The 21,947-nt window shown below is 68.3% G+C and carries 24 protein-coding genes and 4 tRNA genes; 3 read left to right on the top strand and 25 right to left on the bottom strand.

What is annotated here, in order from left to right:
• Positions 1 to 17 precede the first annotated feature (17 nt).
• From AB0J91_RS21900 to rplJ, 4 genes are all read right to left on the bottom strand, one after another.
• Entirely contained in the window at positions 18 to 806 is a 789-nt protein-coding gene (locus tag AB0J91_RS21900; protein ID WP_132673916.1) for an ABC transporter permease, read from the bottom strand.
• Entirely contained in the window at positions 803 to 2,050 is a 1,248-nt protein-coding gene (locus tag AB0J91_RS21895; RefSeq protein ID WP_363871810.1) for an ABC transporter ATP-binding protein, read from the bottom strand. Before AB0J91_RS21895 ends, AB0J91_RS21900 begins: the two co-directional genes overlap by 4 nt.
• A gap of 497 nt (positions 2,051 to 2,547) precedes the next feature.
• Positions 2,548 to 2,934, bottom strand: a complete 387-nt coding sequence (gene rplL, locus AB0J91_RS21890; protein WP_132673914.1) for a 50S ribosomal protein L7/L12 — start codon at positions 2,932 to 2,934, stop codon at positions 2,548 to 2,550.
• Positions 2,935 to 3,067: 133 nt separating this feature from the next.
• On the bottom strand, positions 3,068 to 3,583 hold the full coding sequence (gene rplJ / locus AB0J91_RS21885; RefSeq protein ID WP_363871807.1) for a 50S ribosomal protein L10: 516 nt from the start codon (positions 3,581 to 3,583) through the stop codon (positions 3,068 to 3,070).
• Positions 3,584 to 3,877: 294 nt separating this feature from the next.
• Between rplJ and AB0J91_RS21880 the strand changes: the two genes are divergently transcribed.
• Positions 3,878 to 4,639, top strand: coding sequence for a hypothetical protein (locus tag AB0J91_RS21880; protein WP_363871804.1), 762 nt, complete (start codon positions 3,878 to 3,880; stop codon positions 4,637 to 4,639).
• Between the two features lie 208 nt (positions 4,640 to 4,847).
• Here AB0J91_RS21880 and rplA read toward each other — a convergent pair whose 3' ends face one another.
• The 13 genes from rplA to AB0J91_RS21815 form a co-directional block, all read right to left on the bottom strand.
• A complete protein-coding gene (gene rplA, locus AB0J91_RS21875; protein WP_363786177.1) occupies positions 4,848 to 5,555 on the bottom strand; it encodes a 50S ribosomal protein L1 in 708 nt (235 codons plus the stop codon).
• A 95-nt stretch (positions 5,556 to 5,650) separates the two neighbouring features.
• Positions 5,651 to 6,085, bottom strand: coding sequence for a 50S ribosomal protein L11 (gene rplK, locus AB0J91_RS21870; RefSeq protein WP_132621571.1), 435 nt, complete (start codon positions 6,083 to 6,085; stop codon positions 5,651 to 5,653).
• 154 nt (positions 6,086 to 6,239) lie between these two features.
• Positions 6,240 to 7,109, bottom strand: coding sequence for a transcription termination/antitermination protein NusG (gene nusG, locus AB0J91_RS21865; RefSeq protein WP_363871801.1), 870 nt, complete (start codon positions 7,107 to 7,109; stop codon positions 6,240 to 6,242).
• Between the two features lie 79 nt (positions 7,110 to 7,188).
• Positions 7,189 to 7,563 carry a preprotein translocase subunit SecE gene (secE, locus tag AB0J91_RS21860; RefSeq protein ID WP_363786172.1) on the bottom strand — a complete coding sequence of 125 codons (375 nt, stop codon included), beginning with the start codon at positions 7,561 to 7,563 and terminating at the stop codon, positions 7,189 to 7,191.
• A gap of 30 nt (positions 7,564 to 7,593) precedes the next feature.
• A tRNA-Trp gene (locus tag AB0J91_RS21855) sits at positions 7,594 to 7,666 on the bottom strand.
• A gap of 178 nt (positions 7,667 to 7,844) precedes the next feature.
• Positions 7,845 to 8,264, bottom strand: a complete 420-nt coding sequence (locus AB0J91_RS21850; protein ID WP_363871798.1) for a MaoC family dehydratase — start codon at positions 8,262 to 8,264, stop codon at positions 7,845 to 7,847.
• Complete coding sequence (locus tag AB0J91_RS21845; protein ID WP_363871795.1) at positions 8,261 to 8,710, bottom strand: MaoC family dehydratase N-terminal domain-containing protein; 450 nt, start codon at positions 8,708 to 8,710, stop codon at positions 8,261 to 8,263. Before AB0J91_RS21845 ends, AB0J91_RS21850 begins: the two co-directional genes overlap by 4 nt.
• Positions 8,711 to 8,863: 153 nt before the next feature.
• Positions 8,864 to 9,028, bottom strand: coding sequence for a 50S ribosomal protein L33 (gene rpmG, locus AB0J91_RS21840; protein WP_132621563.1), 165 nt, complete (start codon positions 9,026 to 9,028; stop codon positions 8,864 to 8,866).
• A 64-nt stretch (positions 9,029 to 9,092) separates the two neighbouring features.
• Positions 9,093 to 9,168: transfer RNA gene (locus AB0J91_RS21835), tRNA-Met, on the bottom strand.
• A 102-nt stretch (positions 9,169 to 9,270) separates the two neighbouring features.
• Positions 9,271 to 9,343, bottom strand: a tRNA-Thr gene (locus tag AB0J91_RS21830).
• 132 nt (positions 9,344 to 9,475) lie between these two features.
• Positions 9,476 to 12,103 (bottom strand): EAL domain-containing protein, encoded by a 2,628-nt coding sequence (locus AB0J91_RS21825; protein WP_363871792.1) that lies wholly within the window; start codon positions 12,101 to 12,103, stop codon positions 9,476 to 9,478.
• 312 nt (positions 12,104 to 12,415) lie between these two features.
• Entirely contained in the window at positions 12,416 to 13,393 is a 978-nt protein-coding gene (locus AB0J91_RS21820) for an alpha/beta fold hydrolase (protein ID WP_363871789.1), read from the bottom strand.
• A gap of 60 nt (positions 13,394 to 13,453) precedes the next feature.
• Positions 13,454 to 13,708, bottom strand: a complete 255-nt coding sequence (locus AB0J91_RS21815) for a hypothetical protein (protein ID WP_363871786.1) — start codon at positions 13,706 to 13,708, stop codon at positions 13,454 to 13,456.
• 73 nt (positions 13,709 to 13,781) lie between these two features.
• On the opposite strand from AB0J91_RS21815, the gene AB0J91_RS21810 reads away from it, so the two are divergent.
• Positions 13,782 to 14,090 (top strand): hypothetical protein, encoded by a 309-nt coding sequence (locus tag AB0J91_RS21810; protein ID WP_363871783.1) that lies wholly within the window; start codon positions 13,782 to 13,784, stop codon positions 14,088 to 14,090.
• A gap of 73 nt (positions 14,091 to 14,163) precedes the next feature.
• Positions 14,164 to 14,245 (top strand) — tRNA-Tyr (locus tag AB0J91_RS21805).
• A gap of 122 nt (positions 14,246 to 14,367) precedes the next feature.
• On the opposite strand, the gene AB0J91_RS21800 is transcribed toward AB0J91_RS21805, so the two are convergent.
• The 8 genes from AB0J91_RS21800 to AB0J91_RS21765 all read right to left on the bottom strand — a co-directional run bounded on the left by AB0J91_RS21800 (position 14,368) and on the right by AB0J91_RS21765 (position 21,852).
• Entirely contained in the window at positions 14,368 to 15,726 is a 1,359-nt protein-coding gene (locus AB0J91_RS21800) for a tyrosine-type recombinase/integrase (RefSeq protein ID WP_363871780.1), read from the bottom strand.
• Positions 15,726 to 15,893: a helix-turn-helix domain-containing protein gene (locus AB0J91_RS21795; protein ID WP_363871777.1), complete on the bottom strand. Its 168-nt coding sequence runs from the start codon at positions 15,891 to 15,893 to the stop codon at positions 15,726 to 15,728. The genes AB0J91_RS21800 and AB0J91_RS21795 overlap by 1 nt, the downstream gene beginning before the upstream one ends.
• 272 nt (positions 15,894 to 16,165) lie before the next feature.
• Positions 16,166 to 17,542 carry a hypothetical protein gene (locus AB0J91_RS21790; protein ID WP_363871774.1) on the bottom strand — a complete coding sequence of 459 codons (1,377 nt, stop codon included), beginning with the start codon at positions 17,540 to 17,542 and terminating at the stop codon, positions 16,166 to 16,168.
• Positions 17,539 to 18,081: a hypothetical protein gene (locus AB0J91_RS21785; RefSeq protein WP_363871771.1), complete on the bottom strand. Its 543-nt coding sequence runs from the start codon at positions 18,079 to 18,081 to the stop codon at positions 17,539 to 17,541. Before AB0J91_RS21785 ends, AB0J91_RS21790 begins: the two co-directional genes overlap by 4 nt.
• A gap of 41 nt (positions 18,082 to 18,122) precedes the next feature.
• Complete coding sequence (locus tag AB0J91_RS21780) at positions 18,123 to 18,380, bottom strand: hypothetical protein (RefSeq protein ID WP_363871768.1); 258 nt, start codon at positions 18,378 to 18,380, stop codon at positions 18,123 to 18,125.
• 141 nt (positions 18,381 to 18,521) lie between these two features.
• Positions 18,522 to 20,723 carry a cell division protein FtsK gene (locus AB0J91_RS21775; RefSeq protein ID WP_363871765.1) on the bottom strand — a complete coding sequence of 734 codons (2,202 nt, stop codon included), beginning with the start codon at positions 20,721 to 20,723 and terminating at the stop codon, positions 18,522 to 18,524.
• Positions 20,720 to 21,571, bottom strand: coding sequence for an ABC transporter permease (locus tag AB0J91_RS21770; RefSeq protein ID WP_363871762.1), 852 nt, complete (start codon positions 21,569 to 21,571; stop codon positions 20,720 to 20,722). Before AB0J91_RS21770 ends, AB0J91_RS21775 begins: the two co-directional genes overlap by 4 nt.
• A complete protein-coding gene (locus tag AB0J91_RS21765; protein WP_363871759.1) occupies positions 21,568 to 21,852 on the bottom strand; it encodes a hypothetical protein in 285 nt (94 codons plus the stop codon). The genes AB0J91_RS21770 and AB0J91_RS21765 overlap by 4 nt, the downstream gene beginning before the upstream one ends.
• Positions 21,853 to 21,947 lie beyond the last annotated feature (95 nt).

The raw sequence follows: 21,947 nt of genomic DNA, 5'->3' as shown, positions 1-21,947 counted from the left end.
CATTCCCCTGGCGGCCATCACATTCCCTTCGGCGGGACCAGCTGCATGTACAGCGTCGTGAGGATGAAGTTCACCGCGAACAGCAGCAGGAAGGTGATCACCACCGACTGGTTCACGGCGTCCCCGACGCCCTTCGGGCCTGGTGGCGGGTTCAAACCCCGGAAGGCGGCCACCACGCCTGCCAAGAAGCCGAAGATCAGGGCCTTGAGCTCGCTGATCCACAGGTCCGGCAGCTGCGCCAGCGCGTTGAAGCTGGCCATGTACGCACCCGGCGTGCCGTCCTGCATGATCACGTTGAAGGTGTAGCCGCCGACCACGCCGACGACGCTGACCATGCCGTTGAGCAGCACGGCGACCAGCATCGCGGCCAGCACCCGGGGCACCACGAGGCGCTGGATCGGCGAGACGCCCAGCACCTCCATCGCGTCGATCTCGTCGCGGATCTTGCGCGACCCCAGGTCGGCGCAGATCGCCGAACCACCGGCACCGGCGATCAGCAGCGCCGTCACGATCGGGCTGGCCTGCTGGATGATCGCCAGCACGCTGGCGGCACCGGTGAACGACTGCGCACCGATCTGCCTGGTCAGCGACCCCAGCTGGAGCGCGATGACCGCGCCGAATGGAATCGAGACCAGCGCCGTCGGCAGGATCGTGACGCTGGCGATGAACCAGCACTGCTGGATGAACTCGCGGATCTGGAACGGTCGCGAGGGCATTGCCCGCACGATGTCCATCCCCAGCGCGAACAGGCGGCCCGTCTGGCGCAGCCCACCGGCACCGGGGAACTGGGCCCGGGACGCGCTCACTGCTCACCTCGCTTGCGGCCGAACCAACGGCGACGAGAACCCGCCGTCTCCTCCTCCGCCTGCAACCCACCGGGCCAGGCCGGCTCTTCCTCGGGCTGGCGCGGGTGCGGCGACGGCCGCCTCTGCTGCTGGGGCTGAGCGGGAGCGGGCTGAGCGGGGGCGGGCTGAGCGGGCTCCTGCGGCGGGAACTGCTGCGGCGGCGCCTGCGGAGCGGGGGCCTGCGGGGCCGCCTGCTGCTGCGGCCAGGAACCGGTCGCGGGCGACTTGAACCCGTACAGGGCGAGCTCGTCCGGTGTCAGGCTCTTGAGGATCTCCTCCTGCGCGGACGGGTTCAGCGAGCGCAGCTGGCGCAGCACGCGGTCCTTGCGGCGGTGCACCGCGGTGCGGTCCGGCAGTCCGGGGCTGACCTCCAGCTGCGGCATCATCGCCGGCACCTGGGGCCGGCCGTGCTTGGCCAGCTCCGCCTCCACCAGCGCGGTGTCCTTCTCCTCGCTCATGCCGATCGGCCCGTCGGGGCGGCCGTTGAGGAACTGCACCACCACGGGCTCGTCGGAGGTCAGCAGGACCTCGCGCGGGCCGAACATCACCAGGTTGCGGCGGTAGAGCATGCCGATGTTGTCCGGCACGGTCCGCGCGGTGTTGATGTCGTGGGTGACGATCAGGAACGTCGCATCGATCTGCGCGTTGAGATCGACGATCAGCTGGTTCTGCACCGCGGTCCGGACGGGGTCCAGACCGGAGTCGGGCTCGTCGAACAGGAGGATCTCCGGGTCGAGCACGAGGGCGCGGGCCAGACCCGCGCGCTTCTTCATGCCGCCCGAGATCTCACCGGGGAGTTTGTCCTCCGCGCCGATGAGACCGACCATCTCCATCTTCTCGAGCACGACGTTGCGGATCTCGGACTCGCTCTTGCGCGTGTGCTCGCGAAGCGGGAACGCGATGTTGTCGTAGAGGTTCATCGAACCGAACAGCGCGCCGTCCTGGAACAGCACGCCGAAAAGCTTCCGGACCTCGTAGAGATCCTTTTCCGAGCAAGTGCAGATGTCCGTCCCGTTGATGACGACCTTGCCCTCATCCGGCTTGAGCAGACCCACCAGCGACTTCAGGAACACCGACTTACCGGTGCCGGAAGGCCCGAGCAGCACGCTGATCTCGCCCTGGGGCAGATTCAGCGAGACGTCCCGCCAGATGGTCTGCGGGCCGAAGGACTTCGAGAGCCCGTCGACAACCACCTCGACGCCCATCGGAACCTCCGCGTCCTCGATTACACCGATTTCGGGGAGGAGGCAATCCATCCCCGAAGAAGCACCCTTGCACATGTGACGCGCCTTACGAAGGTAGTTGGCGTCACACCTATGCAACGAGCTCGACGCAGCAGGGTTACTCATGAGTTCACTACAAATCAAGGCGCCATCTCGGATTCGTCCGAAAAAAGGCCCTTGTTTCCGCGCAAAGGAAAAGAGAACGGGCACCCGCAACAGCGAGTGCCCGTTCTCTTACCGTGAGTCAGAGACCCAGCAGGGGCTCTAGAACCTGTTTTGGAACCCGGCCGCATGCGGCGGAGCCGCGAGCCGTGTGGCCACCTGAGCAGCCGGCACCGCCGCGGGTTCTGACACGTCGTCTGGCGAGGACGCCGCGACGACGTGCTGGCATACACGAGGAGTGGCGCCCGGAGTCCAGACGGCGTGTCAGGTTCCGCTACCCGCACCGATAAGCACGGGGCCCCAAGACAGGCGAAGAGTCACTTGACGGAGACGGAGGCGCCGGCTTCTTCCAGCTTGCCCTTGGCCTCTTCGGCCTTCTCCTTGTCGACCTTCTCCAGGATCGCCTTCGGGGTGCCCTCGACGAGCTCCTTGGCCTCCTTCAGGCCCAGGCCGGAGACGATCTCGCGGACGACCTTAATGACCTGGATCTTCTTGTCGCCGGCGCCCTCGAGGACGACGTCGAACTCGTCCTGCTCCTCAGCGGCGGCGGCCTCGCCACCGGCGGCCGGGGCAACGGCGACCGCGGCCGGGGCGGCGGCGGTGACGTCGAAGGTCTCCTCGAACTGCTTCACGAACTCCGACAGCTCCAGGAGGGTCATCTCCTTGAAGACGTCCAGCAGCTCGTCGTTGCTCAGCTTCGCCATGTCGGCGTTCCTTTCTGCTCAAAGCCCGGATGCCGTCGGCATCCCGGTGGGGGGTTGTCGCGCGAAAGACGGTCCGCGGACCCGCATCGGCGGCGCGCTCTCACGCACCGTCCACTGCGGACTGCGGAGAGTCTTATTCGCCCTTCTTCTCCTGAAGGGCGGCGGCCATGCGAGCGACCTGCGAAGCAGGCGCGACGAACAGCGCTGCGGCCTCGTTCATCTTGGCCTTCATGGCACCGGCCAGCTTGCCCAGCGTGACTTCGCGCGAGTCGAGGTCGGCGATGCTGTCGACCTCGGACACGGACAGCGCGCGGCCGTCCATGTACCCGCCCTTGATCACCAGGTTCTGGTTGCCCTTGGCGAATTCCTTGATCGCCTTGGCTGCGTCGACCGGCTCGCCCTCGACGAAGGCGATCGCGGTCGGGCCGACGAACAGGTCGTCGAGACCCTCGACGCCCGACTGCTCGGCGGCACGCTTGACCAGCGTGTTCTTCGCGACACGGTAGCTCACGTTCGAACCGAGCGCGCGGCGCAGCTCAGACAGCTGAGCCATCGAGAGCCCGCGGTACTCGGTCACAACGGCAGCGGTGGAGTTGTTGAACTTCTCCGAGATCTCGCTGACCGCATCGACCTTGTCGGACTTCGCCATGTCGCCTCCTCTCTGTTTCCGACTGTGGCTGACCCATCCAGTCGGTCCTGAGACGACAAAACGCCCCGGCGCAGGGCAGCACGGGGCGTGAAAATCGGTGCGCGCGCGACAAGACACGCGTGACCAGCCTCGTCCCTCCTGCGCGGGCCGCCCGCATCTCACGGGACCTTCGTTCCTTCCCGCTCGTTGCCGAGCCGGGAGGAAGACCAGCGGTCTTGGGTGGAACCTCGACAAGAGTACTCGACTCGGGGCGGGCGCTTCCACCGGCCCCCCGTCGCCCGGCATCATGTGTGCGTGGCTGATCAGCGGGAACCGCGCTCCGACAACCTGCCCGAGATCGTCGACGCCGAAGTCGTCGAGGTCGCCGAGCACGACCGGCCCCCGGAACCGGCTCCGCGCGGCGACGCTCCGAAGGCGGGCGACGACCCGGAGTACCAGGAGTTCCTGGAGTTCAAGCGGTTCAAGGAGTGGCAGGCGTCCCAGGGCGGCGGCACGACCACCCCGGCGCCCGAGAAGCCCTGGTGGAAGAAGGCCCTCGGCCTGCTCCGCCGCAAGTGGGTGCGGCGGATCATCTACGTCCTCGTCGCGCTGCTCCTGCTGAACCTGGCCTACGACCACTACTTCGGAGGCAGCGACGGCTCGTCGGGCGGCAACGGCTCCGGTGGGGGCGCACCGGTCGACTCGGTGCCGATGACCGCCCAGAACCCGCAGCAGGCCATTCGCAGCGTCTTCAACTACCTGCGGGCCGAACCGCCGGAGCAGGCGTGCGCGCTGTTCGACGACCAGGGCAAGGCCGATTTCGCCGCCGCCTACGGCGCCCCCGACTGCGCGGGCGCGGCGCGCGCGGTGCACGGCCAGATCACCGACTTCAACGCCTACGCGAATCCGAAGTTCGCCCACGACGCCATCGTGGAAGCGGGACCGGAAGCGCAGGTGCCGGGTTGCCGACTCCAAGTCAGCGGCGGACCGGGCCTCGGGACTTTCAAACTCACCCGCACACCGCAGGGCGGTTGGACCATCTCCGCTTACGCCCTGACCAGTTCCGCCTGCCCCTGACCGAGCAATTCCGGAACGGCTCGAATCGTCGGTTCCGGAGTGACCGCCTCGGCACTGCCCGTCACCATTCCGGGAAGCGCGTCGGTTTTGCTCAGAACCGTCCGGGCAAATGGGATATCGATCATCCGGGTATGACGAGAATCGTCGTGGAATGCGAAAGAGGGCGAGCGCTCGTGGAGCGCTCGCCCTCTTTCGAAGGGATATCGGGTCAGGCGGAAGCCGACACGCGCGTGGCGGCCGGGTCCACCGGGATGCCCGGGCCCATCGTGGTCGTGAAGGTGACCTTCTTCAGGTACCGGCCCTTCGACGCCGACGGCTTGGCGCGCAGGATCTCGTCCAGCGCGGCCGCGTAGTTCTCCACCAGCTTCTCGGTGTCGAACGACGCCTTGCCGATGATGAAGTGCAGGTTGGCCTGCTTGTCGACGCGGAAGTTGATCTTACCGCCCTTGATGTCCGCGACCGCCTTGGTGACGTTCGGGGTGACGGTGCCGGTCTTCGGGTTCGGCATCAGGCCGCGCGGGCCGAGAACCCGAGCGATCTTGCCGACCTTGGCCATCTGGTCCGGGGTGGCGATCGCCGCGTCGAAATCGAGCCAGCCGCCCTGAATGCGCTCGATCAGGTCCTCGGAACCAACCGCGTCCGCGCCGGCGGCCTCGGCCTCAGCGGCCTTGTCGCCGGTGGCGAACACGATGACGCGAGCAGTCTTACCAGTGCCGTGCGGCAGGTTCACGGTGCCGCGGACCATCTGGTCTGCCTTGCGGGGGTCGACGCCCAGCCGCAGAGCGACCTCGACGGTGGCGTCGTACTTGACCTTGGTGGTCTTCTTCGCCAGCTCGGCGGCTTCCGACGGGGTGTAGAGACGCTCCCGGTCGATCAGCTCGGCCGCCTGCTGGTATGCCTTGCTGCGCTGTGCCATTTCTGTCCTAAGAGTCAGGTTGGATCAGTTGTGGTTGGTCGGGCCGCGCATGCGCCCTCCCACTACCCGTGCGCGCCGGCGGAACCGGCAGCGGCTCAGGCTTCGACCGTCAGGCCCATCGAACGAGCAGTACCGGCGATGATCTTCGCGGCCTGGTCGATGTCGTTGGCGTTGAGGTCTTCCATCTTGGTCTGCGCGATCTCCTTGACCTGCTCCATGGAGACCTTGCCGACCTTGGACTTGTGCGGCTCGCCGGAGCCCTTCTGCACGCCAGCGGCCTTGAGCAGCAGCTTCGCGGCCGGCGGGGTCTTCAGCTTGAAGTCGAAGGACCGGTCTTCGTACACGGAGATCTCAACCGGCACGACGTTGCCACGCTGAGCCTCGGTGGCCGCGTTGTACGCCTTGCAGAACTCCATGATGTTGACGCCGTGCTGACCCAGCGCCGGGCCGACCGGCGGAGCCGGGTTGGCTTGGCCGGCCTGGATCTGCAGCTTGATGATCCCTGCCAGCTTCTTCTTCTTGGGCGGCATGTTTGCTTCCTGTGTCTTCGCTATCCGGTTGCTCGATCCCGCCGGAAGGCGGCACCGAATCTGGCGAGACCACGAGACGGTGGAATCGCCCCTGCTGCGCGGGTCCTGCCAGATCCGCGCGCAGCCCGCCGCGCTCCCGCAGACGGGAGAGCGGTCAGAGCTTGGAGACCTGGTCGAACGAGAGCTCGACCGGGGTCTCGCGGCCGAAGATCGACACCAGCACCTTGAGCTTCTGGGCGTCGGCGTTGACCTCGTTGATGGTGGCCGGCAGCGTCGCGAACGGGCCGTCCATCACGGTGACGGACTCGCCGACCTCGAAGTCGACCTCGACCGCGGTCTTGGTCGCGGCGGCGGTCTGACCCGCGCCGGCCTTCTTGCCCGCTTCCGGCTTCTTCTCCTCGACCTGCGGCGCGAGGAACTTCAGCACGTCGTCAATGGTCAGCGGCGAAGGCTTGGAGGTCGCACCGACGAATCCGGTCACACCCGGCGTGTTGCGCACGGCGCTCCACGACTGGTCGTTGAGATCCATCCGGACCAGGATGTAGCCGGGCAGCACCTTGCGCTGCACCATCTTACGCTGGCCGTTCTTGATCTCGGTGACCTCTTCGGTCGGCACCTCGACCTGGAAGATGTAGTCCTCGACGTCGAGCGTCTGAGCACGGGTCTCGAGGTTGGTCTTGACCTTGTTCTCGTAACCCGCGTAGGAGTGGATCACGTACCAGTCACCGGGCGCGCGGCGCAGCGCTGCGCGCAGCTCCTCGACCGGGTCGACGTCTTCGGCTTCCGCCTCTTCGTCGTCGGCCTCGGCTTCCGCGTCGTCGGACGCGGTCTCCTCACCGTCAGCGGCCTCGGTGTCGCCGGCCGCGGCGTCGTCGGCCTCTTCGGCGGAGTCGGTTTCCGAGGAATCGACTGCGTCGGCTGCCTCAGCCTCGACGGACACGGCCCCGGCTTCGGCAGCCTCGGGCTGCACCTGCTCGTCGGTGAGGCCGGTGGCTTCCTGGGAGGTCTCCTCGTGCGAGGTCACAGTCGGTCTCGCTTCCTCTCGTGCGTTGCGTGCCGGGTCGTTGTTTCGCCGCCGGCACCACTTAGGCGGGCCCGGAGGTTCAGCCAGTGCCGAACAGCCAGCCCACGCCCTTCGCGAAGAGCACGTCCACACCCGCGACGAACGCCACCATGATGCTGACGAACACCAGCACCACAAGCGTGTAGGTCATCAGCAGCTTGCGTGTCGGCCAGATGACCTTGCGCAGCTCGGCGACGACCTCGCGCAGGAAGCGCCCGATCTTCCGGAACAGCGAAACCCGACCCTGCCGGCCATCCCGCGAGGGAGTGGGCCGACCCTTCGACTCAGTTGTGCGCGCCGGACCGGAGCCCGACTGGGAACGGGCGGAGGCACGACGCTCGCGCCGCGCCGCGGCGCTGGACGGACGGGCGCCCTCGCGCGCTCCGTCCTGGCCCTGCTCGCGGTCCTCGCTCACGACCATCCTCCGCTCACCGTCGCATCGACGCAGGGGTGACAGGACTTGAACCTGCAACCTGCGGTTTTGGAGACCGCTGCTCTGCCAATTGAGCTACACCCCTCTGCGGCCTGTGAAGCCCGACCGCAAAGTCGGGACGCCCTTCACCAGCCTTGAAACTGTGGGTTTCAAGGTGCTCAGGCATCCCAGGTTCGAAAGTGTACGGCACGTGGAGAACGCTTCTCCAACGGCACCCCCCGTGTTGGCGAGAAGACGACTTCACCGCTGGTGAGCGCAGTGCGTCACGCAGGGATGCGGACCGTGGCCGAAGCGCCGCCCAGCACGCCCTGATCGGCGGACTTCGCGGTGATGTTGACCTTGATCGTGCCGTCGTCGTTGATCTTCGCGACCTTGCCGCCGAGCTCCACCACGGCGCCGCTGCCGTCGTCCGGGACGACCACCGGGCGGGTGAACCTCACGCCGTAGCGCACGATCGCGCCCGGATCGCCGGTCCAGCTGCTCACCAGCCGGCCGGCCAGCGCCATGGTCAGCATCCCGTGGGCGATCACGTCCGGGAGGCCGACCTCCTTGGCGAACCGCTCGTTCCAGTGGATCGGGTTGAAGTCGCCCGAGGCGCCCGCGTAGCGGACCAGATCGGACCGGTCCAACGGCACGCTCAGCGGCGGCAGCTCGTCCCCGACGTTGATCTCCGAAAGCTTCACGCCTCAGGCCCCCTCACGACCAACATCGACGTGGCGGTGCAGACCTGCTCCCCGTCGGTGGTGGTGATCTCCGCCCGGACGGTCAGGAAGTCGTTGCCCGCGCGGGTCTTGATGTCGTCGACGTGCGCGACCGTCAGCAGCCGGTCACCGGCGCGGATCGGCCGGTGGTGGACGAAGTCCTGCTGACCGTGCACGACGCGGCTGTAGTCCACGCCGAGCTGATCGTCCTCGACGATCTGGTCCTGCGCGGCCATGGAGAGGATCACCGCGAAGGTCGGCGGCGCGATCACGTCCGGGTAGCCGGCGGACTTGGCAGCCTCGACGTCGTGGTGCAGCGGGGAGTCGTCCTTGATCGCGCGGGCGAACTCGCGGATCTTCTCCCGGCCCACCTCGTAGGGCTCGGTGGGCGGGTATTCACGTCCGATGAATGACTGGTCGAGCGGCACGCGGGAAGGCTACTAGGTCTGATCCGGATCGGCGGAGCCGCTGTGACCTTCCGACGACCGCCCGAGCCGCCGACACCCCGGAGAACGAGAAGAGCCCGGCCCCGGATCAACCGGGGACGGGCTCTCGAAGGCGTTCCGAAGGAACCGCTGGGATCAGCGGGTCTCCTTGTGGAGCTTGTGCGTGCCGCAGTTCATGCAGAACTTCTTCATCTCCAAGCGGTCCGGGTTGTTGCGCCGGTTCTTGTTGGTGATGTAGTTGCGGTTCTTGCACTCCTCGCACGCCAGCGTGATCTTGGGTCGAACGTCGGTGGCGGCCACGGGGGTGCCTTTCTCTCGGTCGTAACGGGTCGGTTCGCTGGAGAGATCCTTGCGAACCCGTGACTGGTAGCGGTGGCCGGACTTGAACCGGCGACACAGCGATTATGAGCCGCTTGCTCTACCGACTGAGCTACACCGCCATGCCGAGGCCGCGGTGTGCACCGGTTGCCTCAAGCGACGCAGGATATCCCACGCAAAACAGCCACAGCACCCAGTTTACCGAGCACCGCGGCTGCCTTTCGAGCCCCAATACGGAATCGAACCGTAGACCTTCGCCTTACCATGGCGACGCTCTGCCGACTGAGCTATTGGGGCGTGCCCTTGCGGAGCGATTAGAACTTTACACACCTGCGGGACCCCCCGGAACAGGGGGGTGCCCTTTTGCGAAAACGCAGGTCATAGCCGCCTTTTCACAGGGCACCCCACCGGATCGGGCGAATTCGGACATCAGTGCAGGAGTGTGAGCACGGTCTCCTCGCGGCTGCCCCGATCGCGCTTGGTGCGGGCCTGCAGCCACGCCTCGAAGCGCTCCTCGGACAGCGGGCGGGAGATCAGGTAGCCCTGGGCCACGTCGCAGCCCATGCCCACCAGCTGGTCCCGCGCGGCGTCGTCCTCGACGCCCTCGGCGACCACGGCGAGGTCCAGGGAGTGGCCGAGCTCGACGATCGTGCGCACCACCGCCAGGTCGCTGAGATCGGTTCCCATGCCCAGCACGAAGCTCTTGTCGATCTTGACCTCGTCCACCGGCAGCTGCCGCAGGTAGGCCAGCGACGAGTAGCCGGTGCCGAAGTCGTCCACCGCGAGCACCACGCCCATCGCGTGCAACCGCCGCAGGACCGGCAGCGACCGCTCCTTGTCCGCCATCACGCTGGACTCGGTCAGCTCCAGGGTGAGCAGCTCGGGCGGGATGTCGTGGCGTTCGAGCGCCTCGGCGACCCGCTCGGGGAAGGTCTCGTCGGCGAGGTTGCGCACCGACAGGTTCACCGCCACCGACATCCGCAGCCCGCGGTCCAGCCACTGCCGGATCTTGACCAGCGCGCACTCCATGACGAACGCGGTGAGCGCGTCGACCAGCCCGGTGGCCTCCACCAGCGGCACGAACTCGTCGGGGTCCAGCCGCCCGTACTCCGGGTGCGACCAGCGCACCAGGGCCTCGGCGCCGACGACCTGGCGTTCCGGCAGCGCCACCTTCGGCTGGTAGTGCACCTCGACCTGACCGGTGTCCAGCGCCTGCCTGAACTGGGTGACCAGCTGGAAGCGGCGCAGGAACACCTGACCCATGGCCGGGGCGTAGCAGCGCACGCCGTCCTCGCCGTTGCGCGCGGCCCGCACCGCCACATCGGCGTGCTGGAGCAGCGTGTCGACGTCGGTCTCGGCCTCACCGTCGGCGGGTGCCGAGGAGGCGTAGCCCGCGACCCCGGCGGCCTCGACGACTATCCGGTCCAGCGGGTAGGACATGGCGATCACGTCGCACAGCCGCAGCGCCACCTGGTGCGCCTGCTCCTCGGTGTGGTCGAGCAGCAGGACGGCGAACGAGTTGGCCTCCAGGCGGGCCAGCGGGGCATCACCGAGGGCTTCGCGCATCCGCTGCCCGGCGGCGACCACCATCCGGTCGCCCCAGGTGTATCCGAGGGCTTCGCTGACCGTGGTGAGCAGATCCAGGTCGACCCGCAGCACGACGGCGGCGCGGCCGGCGCGGAGCTCGTCCCCGGAGATCTCGCGGAAGCCGGTGCGGTTGAGCAGCCCGGTCAGCGGATCGTGGTAGGCGTCGTGCCGCAGCCTGGCCAGCAGCCTGCGGTTGTCCATGGCGGTGGCCAGGTGGCTGGCCAGGGTGTGCAGCAGTCGCACGTCCGCGCGGCCGAATCCCCGCCAGCGGCTGACCCGGTCGTGGACCTCGACGGCGCCGAGCAGCTGGCTGGCGCCCCGGAGCGGGACCACGAGCGCCTCGTAGGCGCCGCGCTGCCGCAGCGCGCGGCGAACCTCCTCCGGCGCTTCGAGCGTCCGGAAGGACCGCACGTGGCTGCTGGGCAGTTGCAGCAGCGGGTCGTCGCGCAGCGCGTCCGGTGCCGCCTGGACCGCGGCCTCGGGCATGACTTCACCGGCGACCAGCGTGGTGACCTCGCCGCGCGGGTCCAGCCGCAGCCGCAGCACGACCCGGGTGGCGTTGAGCTGTTCGCGGATCCGCTCGGCGACGGGTTCCCACTCGCCGACCGGCACGGCCTGCTCGCCGACGGGGTCGGGCGAGGTCTGCGCGCCCTGCCCGGAGCGGGCCACGCTGAGGCTGACGTCGCTGAGCGCCTCCAGGTCGCGCTGCTCGCGCAGCAGGTCGGAGTAGGCCCGGTACAGGCCGATCACGGCGACGGCGACGAGCCCGACCAGCAGCCAGCCCCACGGCGTGCCGATGGCGACCTCGTACCCGATCAGGCCGACGGAGGTGTTGAGCAGGCCGACGGCCAGCGTGCGCCCGGCCAGCCGCGCGCCCGCGGCGACCTTCATGGCACCGCCCAGCACGGTCAGCGCGGCCAGCGCGAACCCGCAGCTGATCAGCGGCGAGGTCAGCGTGCCGACGACGGGCCCGAACCAATCGGGGGCGACGCCGATGAGGGCCTGGTTGACCAGGTTGGCGACCGCGAACGGCACCGCGATCTCCAGGCACAGCACGCCGCCGTTGTAGACGACGTGGGTGGCCGCGCGCCTGCCCACCTGGGCGCCGAGCCCGGCCAGCAGGTTCGCCGCGAGCACCACTTCGAACGGCGCGGTGAGCAGGCCGAGCAGCAGCGGGATCTCGGTGAAGGAGATCGTCCAGCCGACGCGCTTGACGTCGACGTCGATGGTCAGCTGCTCGGCGAGCAGGAAACCGACGGCCAGCAGCGGACCGATGAACAGCAGTTCAGGGGTGTAGCGCGACTCGAGGCCGCCCGCGGTGAGCAGGGAGACTCCCACGCCCGCGGCGAGCACCACGAACGAGAAGCTCGCGAACATCCGGCGGCGCACCGGATCGACTTCGGCTCTGACCGGTGGCCTGGATGGTTCCAGACCGGAATGCGGACCGAGGGAGCGGTGACGCTCGATCATCCACGCTCCTCCCGCTGGCGATACGGCCGTACCACATATGTCCGTCCGCCGATCGTGACGCACGAGAGCACGGATGGCCAGGGTCGAATGGCCCTCGCGACGCACTCCGGATGCACGCATCAGATGGGTTCAACCGGGGGGTGGTGCGGAACCGCTTTCCATCAAGGCCACTCTGACCTGCGGAAATTTCGCCGAGCACGGTGGAGCGCAAGAAGCTTTTGGGCTTCTCACAGCTGACTCACAACTTTGTGAGGATCACCGCAACAACATCAGACGGAGGTAACGGTACGTATTCGGTCTAACCACAAAACGTCATCCTTGGAGATCGAACTCGTCCAGGAAGTCACGCACAGCACGGTCCAGGTCGGCCAGCCCGGACTCCTCGACGGGCAGGTGACCGGACCCGCGCAGCCCGGTCGTGCGGGCCGGCCCGGCGATGCGGTCGAAGAACTCCTCCGACAGCAGCGGCGGCGTCCAGCGGTCCTCGTCGGGGTGCGCGAGCAGCAGCGGCGTCCCGGTGAACCGCTCGGGCGGCAGCACCGGTCCGGTGGTCAGGCAGCTGCGGGCGAAGCGAAGCGAGATCCAGCCGCCACCGGCGAGCTCGTCGGCCCAGGCGAGGTTGGCGTACTGGGTCTGGTTGGACACGGCGGCGATGTTGACCAGCCAGTGCACGGGCACCCGCACCGCCGACAGCGGTTGGCGCACGAGCGCGAGCAGACCGGCCCAGCGCGCCATCTCGGGTCGCGCGGCCAGCACCCGCCGGACCTCGTCGCGGCACGGGTCGGCCAGGCAGGTCGCGATGACGCCGTCGACCTCGGTGCTCGCCGCGACGTCGTAGGCGAGCCGGCCCCCGGTGCTCACGCCCAGCAGCACGACGGGACGCGAATCGCGCGCCTTCTCGCGCTCCACCAGGTCGCGCGCGCAGTTCAGCCAGTCCGAGTAGGTCGCGCCGAGCAGCGGCGTCCCGGTGAGGCCGAATCCGGGCAGGTCAGGCGCGATGTAGTCGAGGTCGGCCAGCGCGGGCAGCCTGCCGTAGGGGGCGAGCATCCGCCCGTAGGTGCCGACGCCGTGCAGCGCGATGACCTTGGCGGGAGCGCCGGCGCGCTCGACGCGGTCCACGTGCACCTTCAGCCCGCGCCACTGCCACCACTGCTCGTCGGGTGCGTTGTCGGCGCTCAGGCGCAGCGCGCCGGGGAAGAACGCCTGATAACGCTGCCAGTGCAGGTGGTCGCGGTAGCCGGGGCCGACGTCGGTGGCAGACCCAGGGGTGGAAGGAGCGCTCGAGGGCACACTTCGAACATACGGAGTCGGGCCGACCGCGCGCATCAGCCCTGAGCGGGCGCGACCGGCCTAGGCCGAATCCGAGGGCTTGAGCCGCACGACTTCGGATTCCAGGTCGAGCGGGCCAGCACCGGACTCCCGCTCGTCCTCCTTCGCCACCTCGACCCAGGCGAGCTGGTCGAGCTGGTGCTTGACCCCGACGTTGAACAGCCCCTCGACCTCCATCGCCGCGCTCCCCGCGCTGGAGCGCTCCGGGACGGGTGCGGGCGCAGCGGCCCGCAACTCCTCGCGCCGCTTCGCGCGTGCCGCGCGGTCGATGGCCATACCTCCACGCTAACCCGACGAAGCCGCTGAGCAGGACCGCCGACGTCGATCCGCCACCAGTAGGGTCGTGCGCGTGCTCGAGCCGTACTTCGTCCAGGTCGAAACGTCGGAACTCGCGGATCTCACGCGAGCGCTGGAACTCCTCGACTCCCGCGCGGACCTCAACCACCGCTACCGCAAGATGCTCGACGAGTCCCGCCAGCTGCTGACGGCCGACCAGATCCGCCTCACCCAAGCCCGCGGCCTGGCGAAACGCCTCCTGGTCCTGATCAAGGCAGCAGGCCCGGACTTCCCCGGCACCCTCGACGACGAGGCCCGCGAGATCCTGCGCGCGGGCGAGGCCAAAGCCGACGACCTGGTCTTCCGCCCAGAAGAAGCCTGATCCGCACCCCCGCTGAGGAACGGCGACGACTGGTCTGTATGCTTTTCTCGCAAGCCAGCACGCTGGCGAGCACGCCGGGTTGCCCGAGCGGCCAAAGGGAGCTGACTGTAAATCAGCCGGCATTGCCTTCGGAGGTTCGAATCCTCCACCCGGCACAAGCAGGAAAAAGACCCCGTGACCAGCATCAAAGCGGTCACGGGGTCTTTGCTTTGCAGTCCGGCTGTGTCCGGCGTCGTCCGGCCGTGTACGACCGTCCACGGCAAATACACGGCAAAGCTCAGGCTTGGGCTAGCGCCTGTTCCACTCGCTGGCGGGCTGCCTGCTCGCCGCCGTCTAGACACTTCGCGTAGACGCGAAGCAGCACGCCAACGCTGTGGCCGGCCCATTCGGCGACACGAGTCGGCTCGACCCCGCCGTTGAGCCAGGTGGACACCGCGGCATGGCGTAGGTCATAAGGCCGTTTCCCGAGCGGCGAGTGAGCCTGTTCCGGGGTGAGGGCGGTTTCCCGGGCTTTAGCCCAGGCCCGGCCGTAGACCGTGCTTGAGATCCGCCCTCCGTTCCGCCGTCCTCGGAAGAGACGGCCGTCAGCAGCGGTCCCGAACTTGTCGAGGTGGTCGTGCAGGTACTGCGTCAGCTCGGGCGGACACGGCACCTGACGACCACTGCCGTCCTCCCGGTGCTTCAGCGACCGCTGCTCGCTCCGGATCCGCGAGTCAGTCCACTCGGCACCGATCTCGGGGGCCGACTGCTCAAGAAAGAGCTCACCCCACCCTGACCGCGGCAGCGACAAGTTGTGCTTGCGGAGGTTCGCGGCCTCCTCCGGACGAAGCGCCGCGAAGTACATCAGAGCGAAGAACGCCTGCAGTCGTTCATTCACCTCACCAACCGCTCCGAGGAGCTGTCGGGCCTGCGTTGGGTTGACGACGCTGCGTCGGTCAACCTGCTGCATCCGTGTCCGGTGTTTCTTCACCCGCACCTCCGTCAAAGGGTTCTCCGCCAGCACCTTCGTCTCGACCGCGTAATCCAGGGCGTTGCCGAGCGTTGTCCGCCGCAGACGGATCGTGTCCGCAGCTGCCCGAGCACCGTCGAGCTTGAGATCGAGGGCCGCCAGGAGCCGTCGAAGCACGTCCGGTTCAGAAAGCTCAGCCACCTGCCGACTGTTGTCCTGAACCCACCGGAGCCGTCGCGTGGTCTCGGCCGGGTGCTCTTCGTCTCGCCAGCTGGGGTTCAGGCCGCGCCTCAACGCCGCACGCACGGCCTTCTGGTCACGCTCTGACGGCTGGGTCTTCAGCATCCAGATCGTGATCGGTGTCAGGGAGTCGACCAGGCTCTTGCGGTGACCGGGTGATGCATCGGGCCACTTCATAGCCAGGTAGTCCCGAGCGAACTCAAACCACCCGATCTTCGACTCTTCCGCCTTCAGCATCGTGACCGGCAGGCCGCAGGCGACATCGAACGCGACGCCTTCGGCCATCGCCGAGTTGAGCTTCGATTCAAAGCTCTTGGCCAGACCGGCCGACGAGAAGCCCTTCTGGAACTCCTGTTTCGCGACCGCCCAGCGCACGTAGTGGGTGGTCCGTGTCTTCCCGACGTACTTTCGCCTCTTCCACAGCCTGACTTCGTACGAGGTCTTCATCAGGCGGCCTCCTCGTGAGCGTCGAACCAGCGCTCGGCCTCTGCCTGCCGGATGCGCAGTTCGCCGTTAGGCAACTTCATGCAACGCGGGCCGATCCCCTTCGCGCGCCACTCGTAGAAGGTGGAGCGGGCGATCCGGAGCTCTCGGCAGAACTCAGCAACAGTCATGGGCGCTCGGCGCGTATCCATGTCCTGGTTCCTCCCCTGGTCTGGCACGTGCGTGCCTTGCCCGCGTTATGCGGGCTGTTTGGTGCGGTGGGTCTGCGGAAGAAGCGGAAATGCGGAAGAAGTGCGGGAAACCGGCCAGTGACCTGGCGTTTTGGTGCCAGCACTTCTTCCGGGGTGGGTGCGGAAGAAGTGCGGAGAAAGTCGGTGTGGGGGGCTTTTTCCGCAGTTCTTCCGCAGGGTCGCGGCGAAAGTCGCGTGCTGGTCTTGCCTGGTCAGGGCGGTTGCTCTGGGACTTTTTCCGCACTTCCGCTTCTTCCGCAGGGCTGGCGAGCCTGGGGGCGGAGGATGAACCGGGTTGAGGGCCGGCCGCGGCCGGTGCGGGTTTCTTGGGTGACGATGCCGTCGCGGATGAGCAGGGCGATCGTTTCGAGGGCCTGCTCGGCGGCCTTCTTGTGGCGCTTGGCGAAGTCGTTGTAGACCTCGGACTTGCCGCGGCCTGTCTCTCCGGCTTCGGCGAGCCAGGCCATGAGGCGTTCGACTTCTTCCTGGTCGTCGAGCTGGCCGTAGAGCCAGTGAATGGACTCCTCGGTGTAGGCCCACAGCGCCCGGGCGGCCTGCAGGTGCTCGGCGTCCACGGCCTGGGAGCCGTCGAGGAGGGCGTAGACCAGCGCGATGCGCGGGATCATCGGCCGCCCCCGTGCCAGCAGCGCGGTGACCGGGCCGTCCGGGCGGGGGCGGGCGAGGTCGCGGTAGATCGGCTCCCACGCCTCGATCGCGGCCGGGGTGAACGGCACCTCGCCCAAGCTGGAGAGCTTGCGCAGCCGGTCGGCGAGCTGTCCGGCGAGGTCGGCGACCATGCCGTCGGGGAGGTTGCCGCCTTCGGGCAGCAGCTGGGTGCGGCGGCTGGCCACAATGAGCATCCGGTTGAGCCCGCCACCGAAGACCTCGGCGCTGGTCATGCGCTCGCGCAGCTCGCGCGGCGTGACGTGACCGATCACCGTGATGCTCGGGTCGGTGGCAGTGACCGGGTTGGAGCGGGTCACCGACTGCAGGTTCTTGCCGTCCCAGGCCTCCCGCAGGGTCATCGACAGCGTGTTGCCCGAGCGCTCGAATTGGGCCAGTACCTTCGCGTACTCCTCCTCCACGACCAGCAACCGACGATCCGTGCGCGGGGTGATCTCGCCGGTGTCGTCGTCCTTCTCGTCGGCGACCTGCTCGATCAGGCCCTCACCCGAGGACAGGCCCCGGACGGTCTTCAGCGGCCACTCGGAGGTTTTGGCGACCTCGCGGAACAACCGCTCGATGACCGCCTGCGCGGTGCCCTTCGCGCCGTCGGAGGTGCGGCCGGTGATCAGCGGCCACACGCGGCCGGGGTGGACGCTGTTGGCGCGGTAGAGGTAGGAGCCGGTGCCGATCCAGGCGCCGAAGGTGGACAGCAGGATCGCCAGCAGCGCGGCCGGGTGCGCCTCGGTCGTCGGCGCGACCTCGCGGACGATCCGGCCCGCGGTGCCCTGCAACGCCGCCGGGCTGAGGTTCGGAAACCCCACCACCGGCAACGGGGTCTCGTCCGCCCCCGCCGGGGTCGGGAACGGCACGACCCGGCCACCCTCACCCGAGGCTCCGTCGTCGAGGTGTTCTGCGTGTGTCATGCGGCCCTCCGGTGCTCGATCACGTCCGGACCGATGTCGCGCTGCCACCGGGCGAGGTCGGTGGCCAGGCGCTGTCCCAGGTCCACCAGCTCATCGCTCGGCTCCAGCAGGGCCGGCAGCTGTTCGGTCGCGGCGGTCTCGGCAGCCTGTGCCAGGCGCTGGGCGTGCTCGGCAACGGCACGGCGGTAGGCGGTTTCGAGGACGTGCGTGCGCAGCACCCATCCGGCCTCCGGCCACGGAGCCCGCTGGTAGGTCTCGAAGACCCACATCGCCAGGCCGTGAGCCTGGTCCCGAGTGGCCAGCAGGCCACGGCGGCGGGCTTCGGCGACCAGCACCTGCGGGTCCGGCGAGACACCGGCCCCGGTGACCCGCACGGCCAGGTCGAACACGACCCCGCGCACACCGGGGTCGGCATCGGATGGGCGCATCCCGGCCAACAGCTCCCTGGCACGCTCGGCGGAGCAGGCCATAAGGCAGCCCAGGAACGCCCGCACCGGGTCGAACTCCGTCTCGCCATACGGCTTCTCCAGGTTCGTCACCATCGGCCTCCTTTCGGTCGAGTTGGTCATGGCGGGCTTCGTCAGTGGCGGTGGTGGTGGGCGCGGTGGATGCGGCGAGCGGCGTTGATGACCCGGCGGCCGGGGCGCAGCCGGAGCCCGGTGCCGGTGCAGCGGCGGCAGAGGCGGATCGCGCGGCCGAACGGGGAGCGGAGCTTTCCGCCGCCTCGGCAGGTGCGGCAGGGCTTGAAGGGCCAGAACCAGCACGTCACGCCGTAACCGAACGTGACCAACAGGAGTGCGAGGAACAGGACGGTGCTAGCGGAGTCGACGGGGGTCACAGGTGGCCTCCTGGGCTGTTTTTGGGCGCACTGGCCCACGCACCTCTAGGGACTAGGGCGCTGGTGAGGAACGGGATGGGGGTCTAGCGGGGTCTCTAGACCTAGAGGCGTGGTCGTCTAGGTCTAGAGACCCAGCGAGGGCTAGCCGGACCCCTCGCGGCGGTTACGTTCCGCGACTTCGTGGGCGATGTCGGCGCGGGTGATGCCGATGCGGCTGGCGCCCTTGTTGTCGTCGGTGGTGCCCCACACCTGGGCGGTGCGGATGCCGTGGCGCTTCAAAGCCGCGGTGAGGTCGGCCGACTCGGTGTAGGTGCCGTAGACCTCCGGCCGTAGCTCGTAGAGGCGGGCGATGACGCGTTCGTTCCAGACCTTCTTCTCGGTCTCGCCGACCACGGCCAGGATGTCTTCGAGCAACGTGTCCTTCTTGGACACCGACTCGTCGACGTCCGGGGCCTCGCCGATGGCGTGGCCGGTCAGCGTTCCAGCCTTCTCGCGCAAGGTGCGGGCGTAGGCGGCCACCTTCTCCGAGGCCGGACCGTCCAGACCAGCAACGGTGCGCACGATTTGGGCGTCGGAGCCTTCACCGACCAGGTAGCCGATGCCCTTGTCCGCCCAGGCGAACGTCGTGGCCCGCACGCCCTGCTTGTACTTCGAGGTCCCCAGGACCATGTCGTTCTCCGTCTGCCCTTGGACCTTCAGGCAGAACCGAGTGGACACGTTCGCCGAGATGCCCGTGGGCAGGCTCTTCGCGTCGGGGCGCTGGGTGGCCAGCATGATGATGATCCCGAGCGCCGGTCCGCGTTTGACGAGGTCGGTGCATATGGCTTCGAATTCCTCGCCGTAGTCGGGGTGCTCGAACCACACCTGGCACTCATCCACCCCGATGACAATCGGGTGCAGACCCAGCGACTTCTTGCCCGCGAGGTCCGGGGTGACCTTGTTCTCCGGCGCGAGACCCTGCTTGGCCAGGTCCCGGATGAGCTTGGCGCGGCGGCGGAGCTCGTCGCGGAGTTTGCGCAGGTCACTAATAGCCTTTTCGATCTCCTCGTCGTCGTCTCCGACGCCGTGGGCGTGGGTGACCTTTTCCAGGGGGTCGAGGTCGCCGGTGCCCTTGAGGTCGTAGGTGTGCAACTCGGCGCGCGGGTCGAGTGCGGCGATGAGCAGGAGCTCGCGTAGGGCGAAGGTCTTGCCCATCCGGGGGATCGCCCCGATCGCCACCGAGGTGAACATCAACCGCAGGTCGACCCACCGGCCGCGTTGGTCGGTGCCGAAGGGCTGGGACTGGAAGAGATCGACCTTGACGCCCTTGCGCAGTGCCCAGGCGGGTTGCTTGGCCTTGCGCATGTCCTGATCCCCCACCCACAGGATCAACCGGCCCGCGTGCTCGCCGTTGTCGGCTTCAGGCCACACGCACCCGAGGGGTCGGCGGAGACCACTCGCGAGTTTTTCGCGGCGGTCCATGATGTCGCCTGGGGTGACACCGTGCGGGAGGTCGATGTCGGCCCGCCATCCCTTGCCGTCGCGGGAGATGGGCTTGGGGAACCCGATGCCTTCGCCGCCCTTGCCCATGGCCTGGTTGATGCCGGAGATGCCCAGGGCGGACAGGGCGATTTCGACGGCGTTGCTGGTCAGCTTCGGAACCTTCGTCGCCTCCACCGCACGGGAAGCGATCGGCTGATCCGCCGGAGCACCCAACCAACCCACGGCACCAATGGCGCCGGCCATGATCGCGTACTGCACGATCTCGGGCAGCAGCTCGCGGCCCAAGAAGAACGCCGCCAGGGCGGCCACGCCCAACCCGACGGTCGTGTAGATGCGGCCTCGCACGCGGCTGTCACGCTGACCAGATAGCCGCAGGTACTCGGCGGCATCGGCGCGGTCAGCGGCAGCGTGGCGAACCGGCCGGCCTTCGGCGTCGGTCACCCACCGCAGGAAACCGCGGAGCAGCCGCAGGGTGCCTTGTGGAACGCGGATGAGGATGCGGGCGATGTAGACCGGGCAGCGCACCGCGTGGAACGCCAGGGTGTGACCGGCGTAGCCGGCCGCCCACTTCGCGGTCTCCCGGAACTCCTCAACGCTGCTCGCCCACTGGGGAAGAACGGGCTCGCGCTTCTCACCGCGGACCAGGCTCGAACCCGCCTCGGCCTGCGGCTGGTCGACCTGCTGGTCCTGGTCGTCGACCAGCTCGCCGTCGATCACCTGCGCCTCAGCACCGGGTTCGGCCTCGGCCTGGGCTTGGTCGTGGTTGAGGCGTTCGGAGGGGAAGCGCAGCACGCGCGCCTGTTCCTCGGCCGCCTGGTGCTCGTCGTCCTCGGGCTTGGGGGTCTGAGGCTGTTCGGTCATTGCTGCACCTCCCGGTGGGTGTCTTTGATCAGGTGGGCCAGGCCCGCGCCCATGCCGAGCACGGCGACAGGCAGGCACGCGACTGCGGCGGTGATGAGCCAGGGCGCCGAGGTCATCCCGGCGGCCTTCATCAGGTGGAAAGCGATCTGCCCCAACGCCCCGAGGGCGAGTGAGCCCAGCGCGGAGTACTTCGCGAACCGCCGGGCACGGGCCGGGACTTGGCCGGAGAGCCAGACCCGCAGGGCATAGGCCGCGTAGGTCTCCACCCCGATCGGCAGCGTGATCGCGGTATTGATCGCGAACCCATCCGCGATCCCCGGAAGCGGGTGCACGATCCCGAACCCGGTCAACTGGCCGAGCCCGACCCACCCGGACCAGATGGCCACGAACGCGGGCAAAGCCAGCAACATCACCGGCCACACCGCCACCGGCCTCACCGCCTGCTTGTCGGTGGGTTTGGCCGGGTCTGCGCCAACCGTGATCGGCTCAGACCCCACCTCGCCAACCGGCTCCGACTTCTCAGCCGGAGTCGGGGCAGACTCGCTCGGCTGCTCTGTCTCGGCGGCCTCGTGCTCGGGTTCGGCGGACTCGTCCTCGTGGGTCTCGGTGGGTTCGGTCTCGGCCGGGGCGGGGTCGGTGACCACGTGCAGCCCGGCCGGGTTGGAAGCCTGGACCGGCTGCTCGTCGGCCAGGCGGTCCAGGATCTCGCGGGCCTTCGGTGCCCCGATCCGCAGCTCAGCCATCAACTGGTTCCGGCTCGGCGTACGCCCCAACTGCGTGACCAGGTGGCGGGCCTGCGGCAGCAGGTCAGCGACCGGCACTGGGTAAGAGCTTTTCGCGGTGGTCATCGGCTCACCCCCACTGGAAGCCGCGGAGCAGGCACCCGAGCGCCCGCCGCGTCGACGATGGCCATGACCACCCGTAGGACCACGCCCAGGCCGAAGAGACCGAGGCCGACGGTGCGGGCGATCCCGGAGGTCACCGCCAGTGCCAACAGCACGACCAGGGGAAGGACGGTCACCACGGTGACCCGCAGCAACCCGGCCACCAACAGAAGCGTCAGCGGCAAAACGACGGTCACGGCCAGGTGCAGAACCAGGCTCAACAGCCCGATGATCAGGGACTTCATCGCACACCCCCGTAGGGGCGAGTGGCGATCCGTAGCATCAGAGATCTCCTAGCGGTTTGGTGATCGGTGGGAGACCCGGCCCAGCAGGTTGGTTT

This window comes from Saccharopolyspora sp. NPDC049357, from assembly GCF_040677225.1.
Classification (GTDB): Bacteria; Actinomycetota; Actinomycetes; order Mycobacteriales; family Pseudonocardiaceae; genus Saccharopolyspora.
Note: the sequence above shows the minus strand (reverse complement) of the source record. Positions and strands in the feature narration are given on the sequence as shown.

What these genes read in the sequence shown, in the direction of transcription:
- AB0J91_RS21765 (WP_363871759.1), bottom strand. Translation starts at nt 21,852, where the DNA reads ATGAAGTCCCTGATCATCGGGCTGTTGAGCCTGGTTCTGCACCTGGCC.
- rplJ (WP_363871807.1), bottom strand. Translation starts at nt 3,583, where the DNA reads ATGGCGAAGTCCGACAAGGTCGATGCGGTCAGCGAGATCTCGGAGAAG.
- rplL (WP_132673914.1), bottom strand. Translation starts at nt 2,934, where the DNA reads ATGGCGAAGCTGAGCAACGACGAGCTGCTGGACGTCTTCAAGGAGATG.
- AB0J91_RS21775 (WP_363871765.1), bottom strand. Translation starts at nt 20,723, where the DNA reads ATGACCGAACAGCCTCAGACCCCCAAGCCCGAGGACGACGAGCACCAG.
- rplA (WP_363786177.1), bottom strand. Translation starts at nt 5,555, where the DNA reads ATGGCACAGCGCAGCAAGGCATACCAGCAGGCGGCCGAGCTGATCGAC.
- rplK (WP_132621571.1), bottom strand. Translation starts at nt 6,085, where the DNA reads ATGCCGCCCAAGAAGAAGAAGCTGGCAGGGATCATCAAGCTGCAGATC.
- AB0J91_RS21795 (WP_363871777.1), bottom strand. Translation starts at nt 15,893, where the DNA reads ATGACTGTTGCTGAGTTCTGCCGAGAGCTCCGGATCGCCCGCTCCACC.
- AB0J91_RS21895 (WP_363871810.1), bottom strand. Translation starts at nt 2,050, where the DNA reads ATGGGCGTCGAGGTGGTTGTCGACGGGCTCTCGAAGTCCTTCGGCCCG.
- AB0J91_RS21800 (WP_363871780.1), bottom strand. Translation starts at nt 15,726, where the DNA reads ATGAAGACCTCGTACGAAGTCAGGCTGTGGAAGAGGCGAAAGTACGTC.
- AB0J91_RS21815 (WP_363871786.1), bottom strand. Translation starts at nt 13,708, where the DNA reads ATGGCCATCGACCGCGCGGCACGCGCGAAGCGGCGCGAGGAGTTGCGG.
- AB0J91_RS21790 (WP_363871774.1), bottom strand. Translation starts at nt 17,542, where the DNA reads ATGACACACGCAGAACACCTCGACGACGGAGCCTCGGGTGAGGGTGGC.
- AB0J91_RS21770 (WP_363871762.1), bottom strand. Translation starts at nt 21,571, where the DNA reads ATGACCACCGCGAAAAGCTCTTACCCAGTGCCGGTCGCTGACCTGCTG.
- AB0J91_RS21825 (WP_363871792.1), bottom strand. Translation starts at nt 12,103, where the DNA reads ATGATCGAGCGTCACCGCTCCCTCGGTCCGCATTCCGGTCTGGAACCA.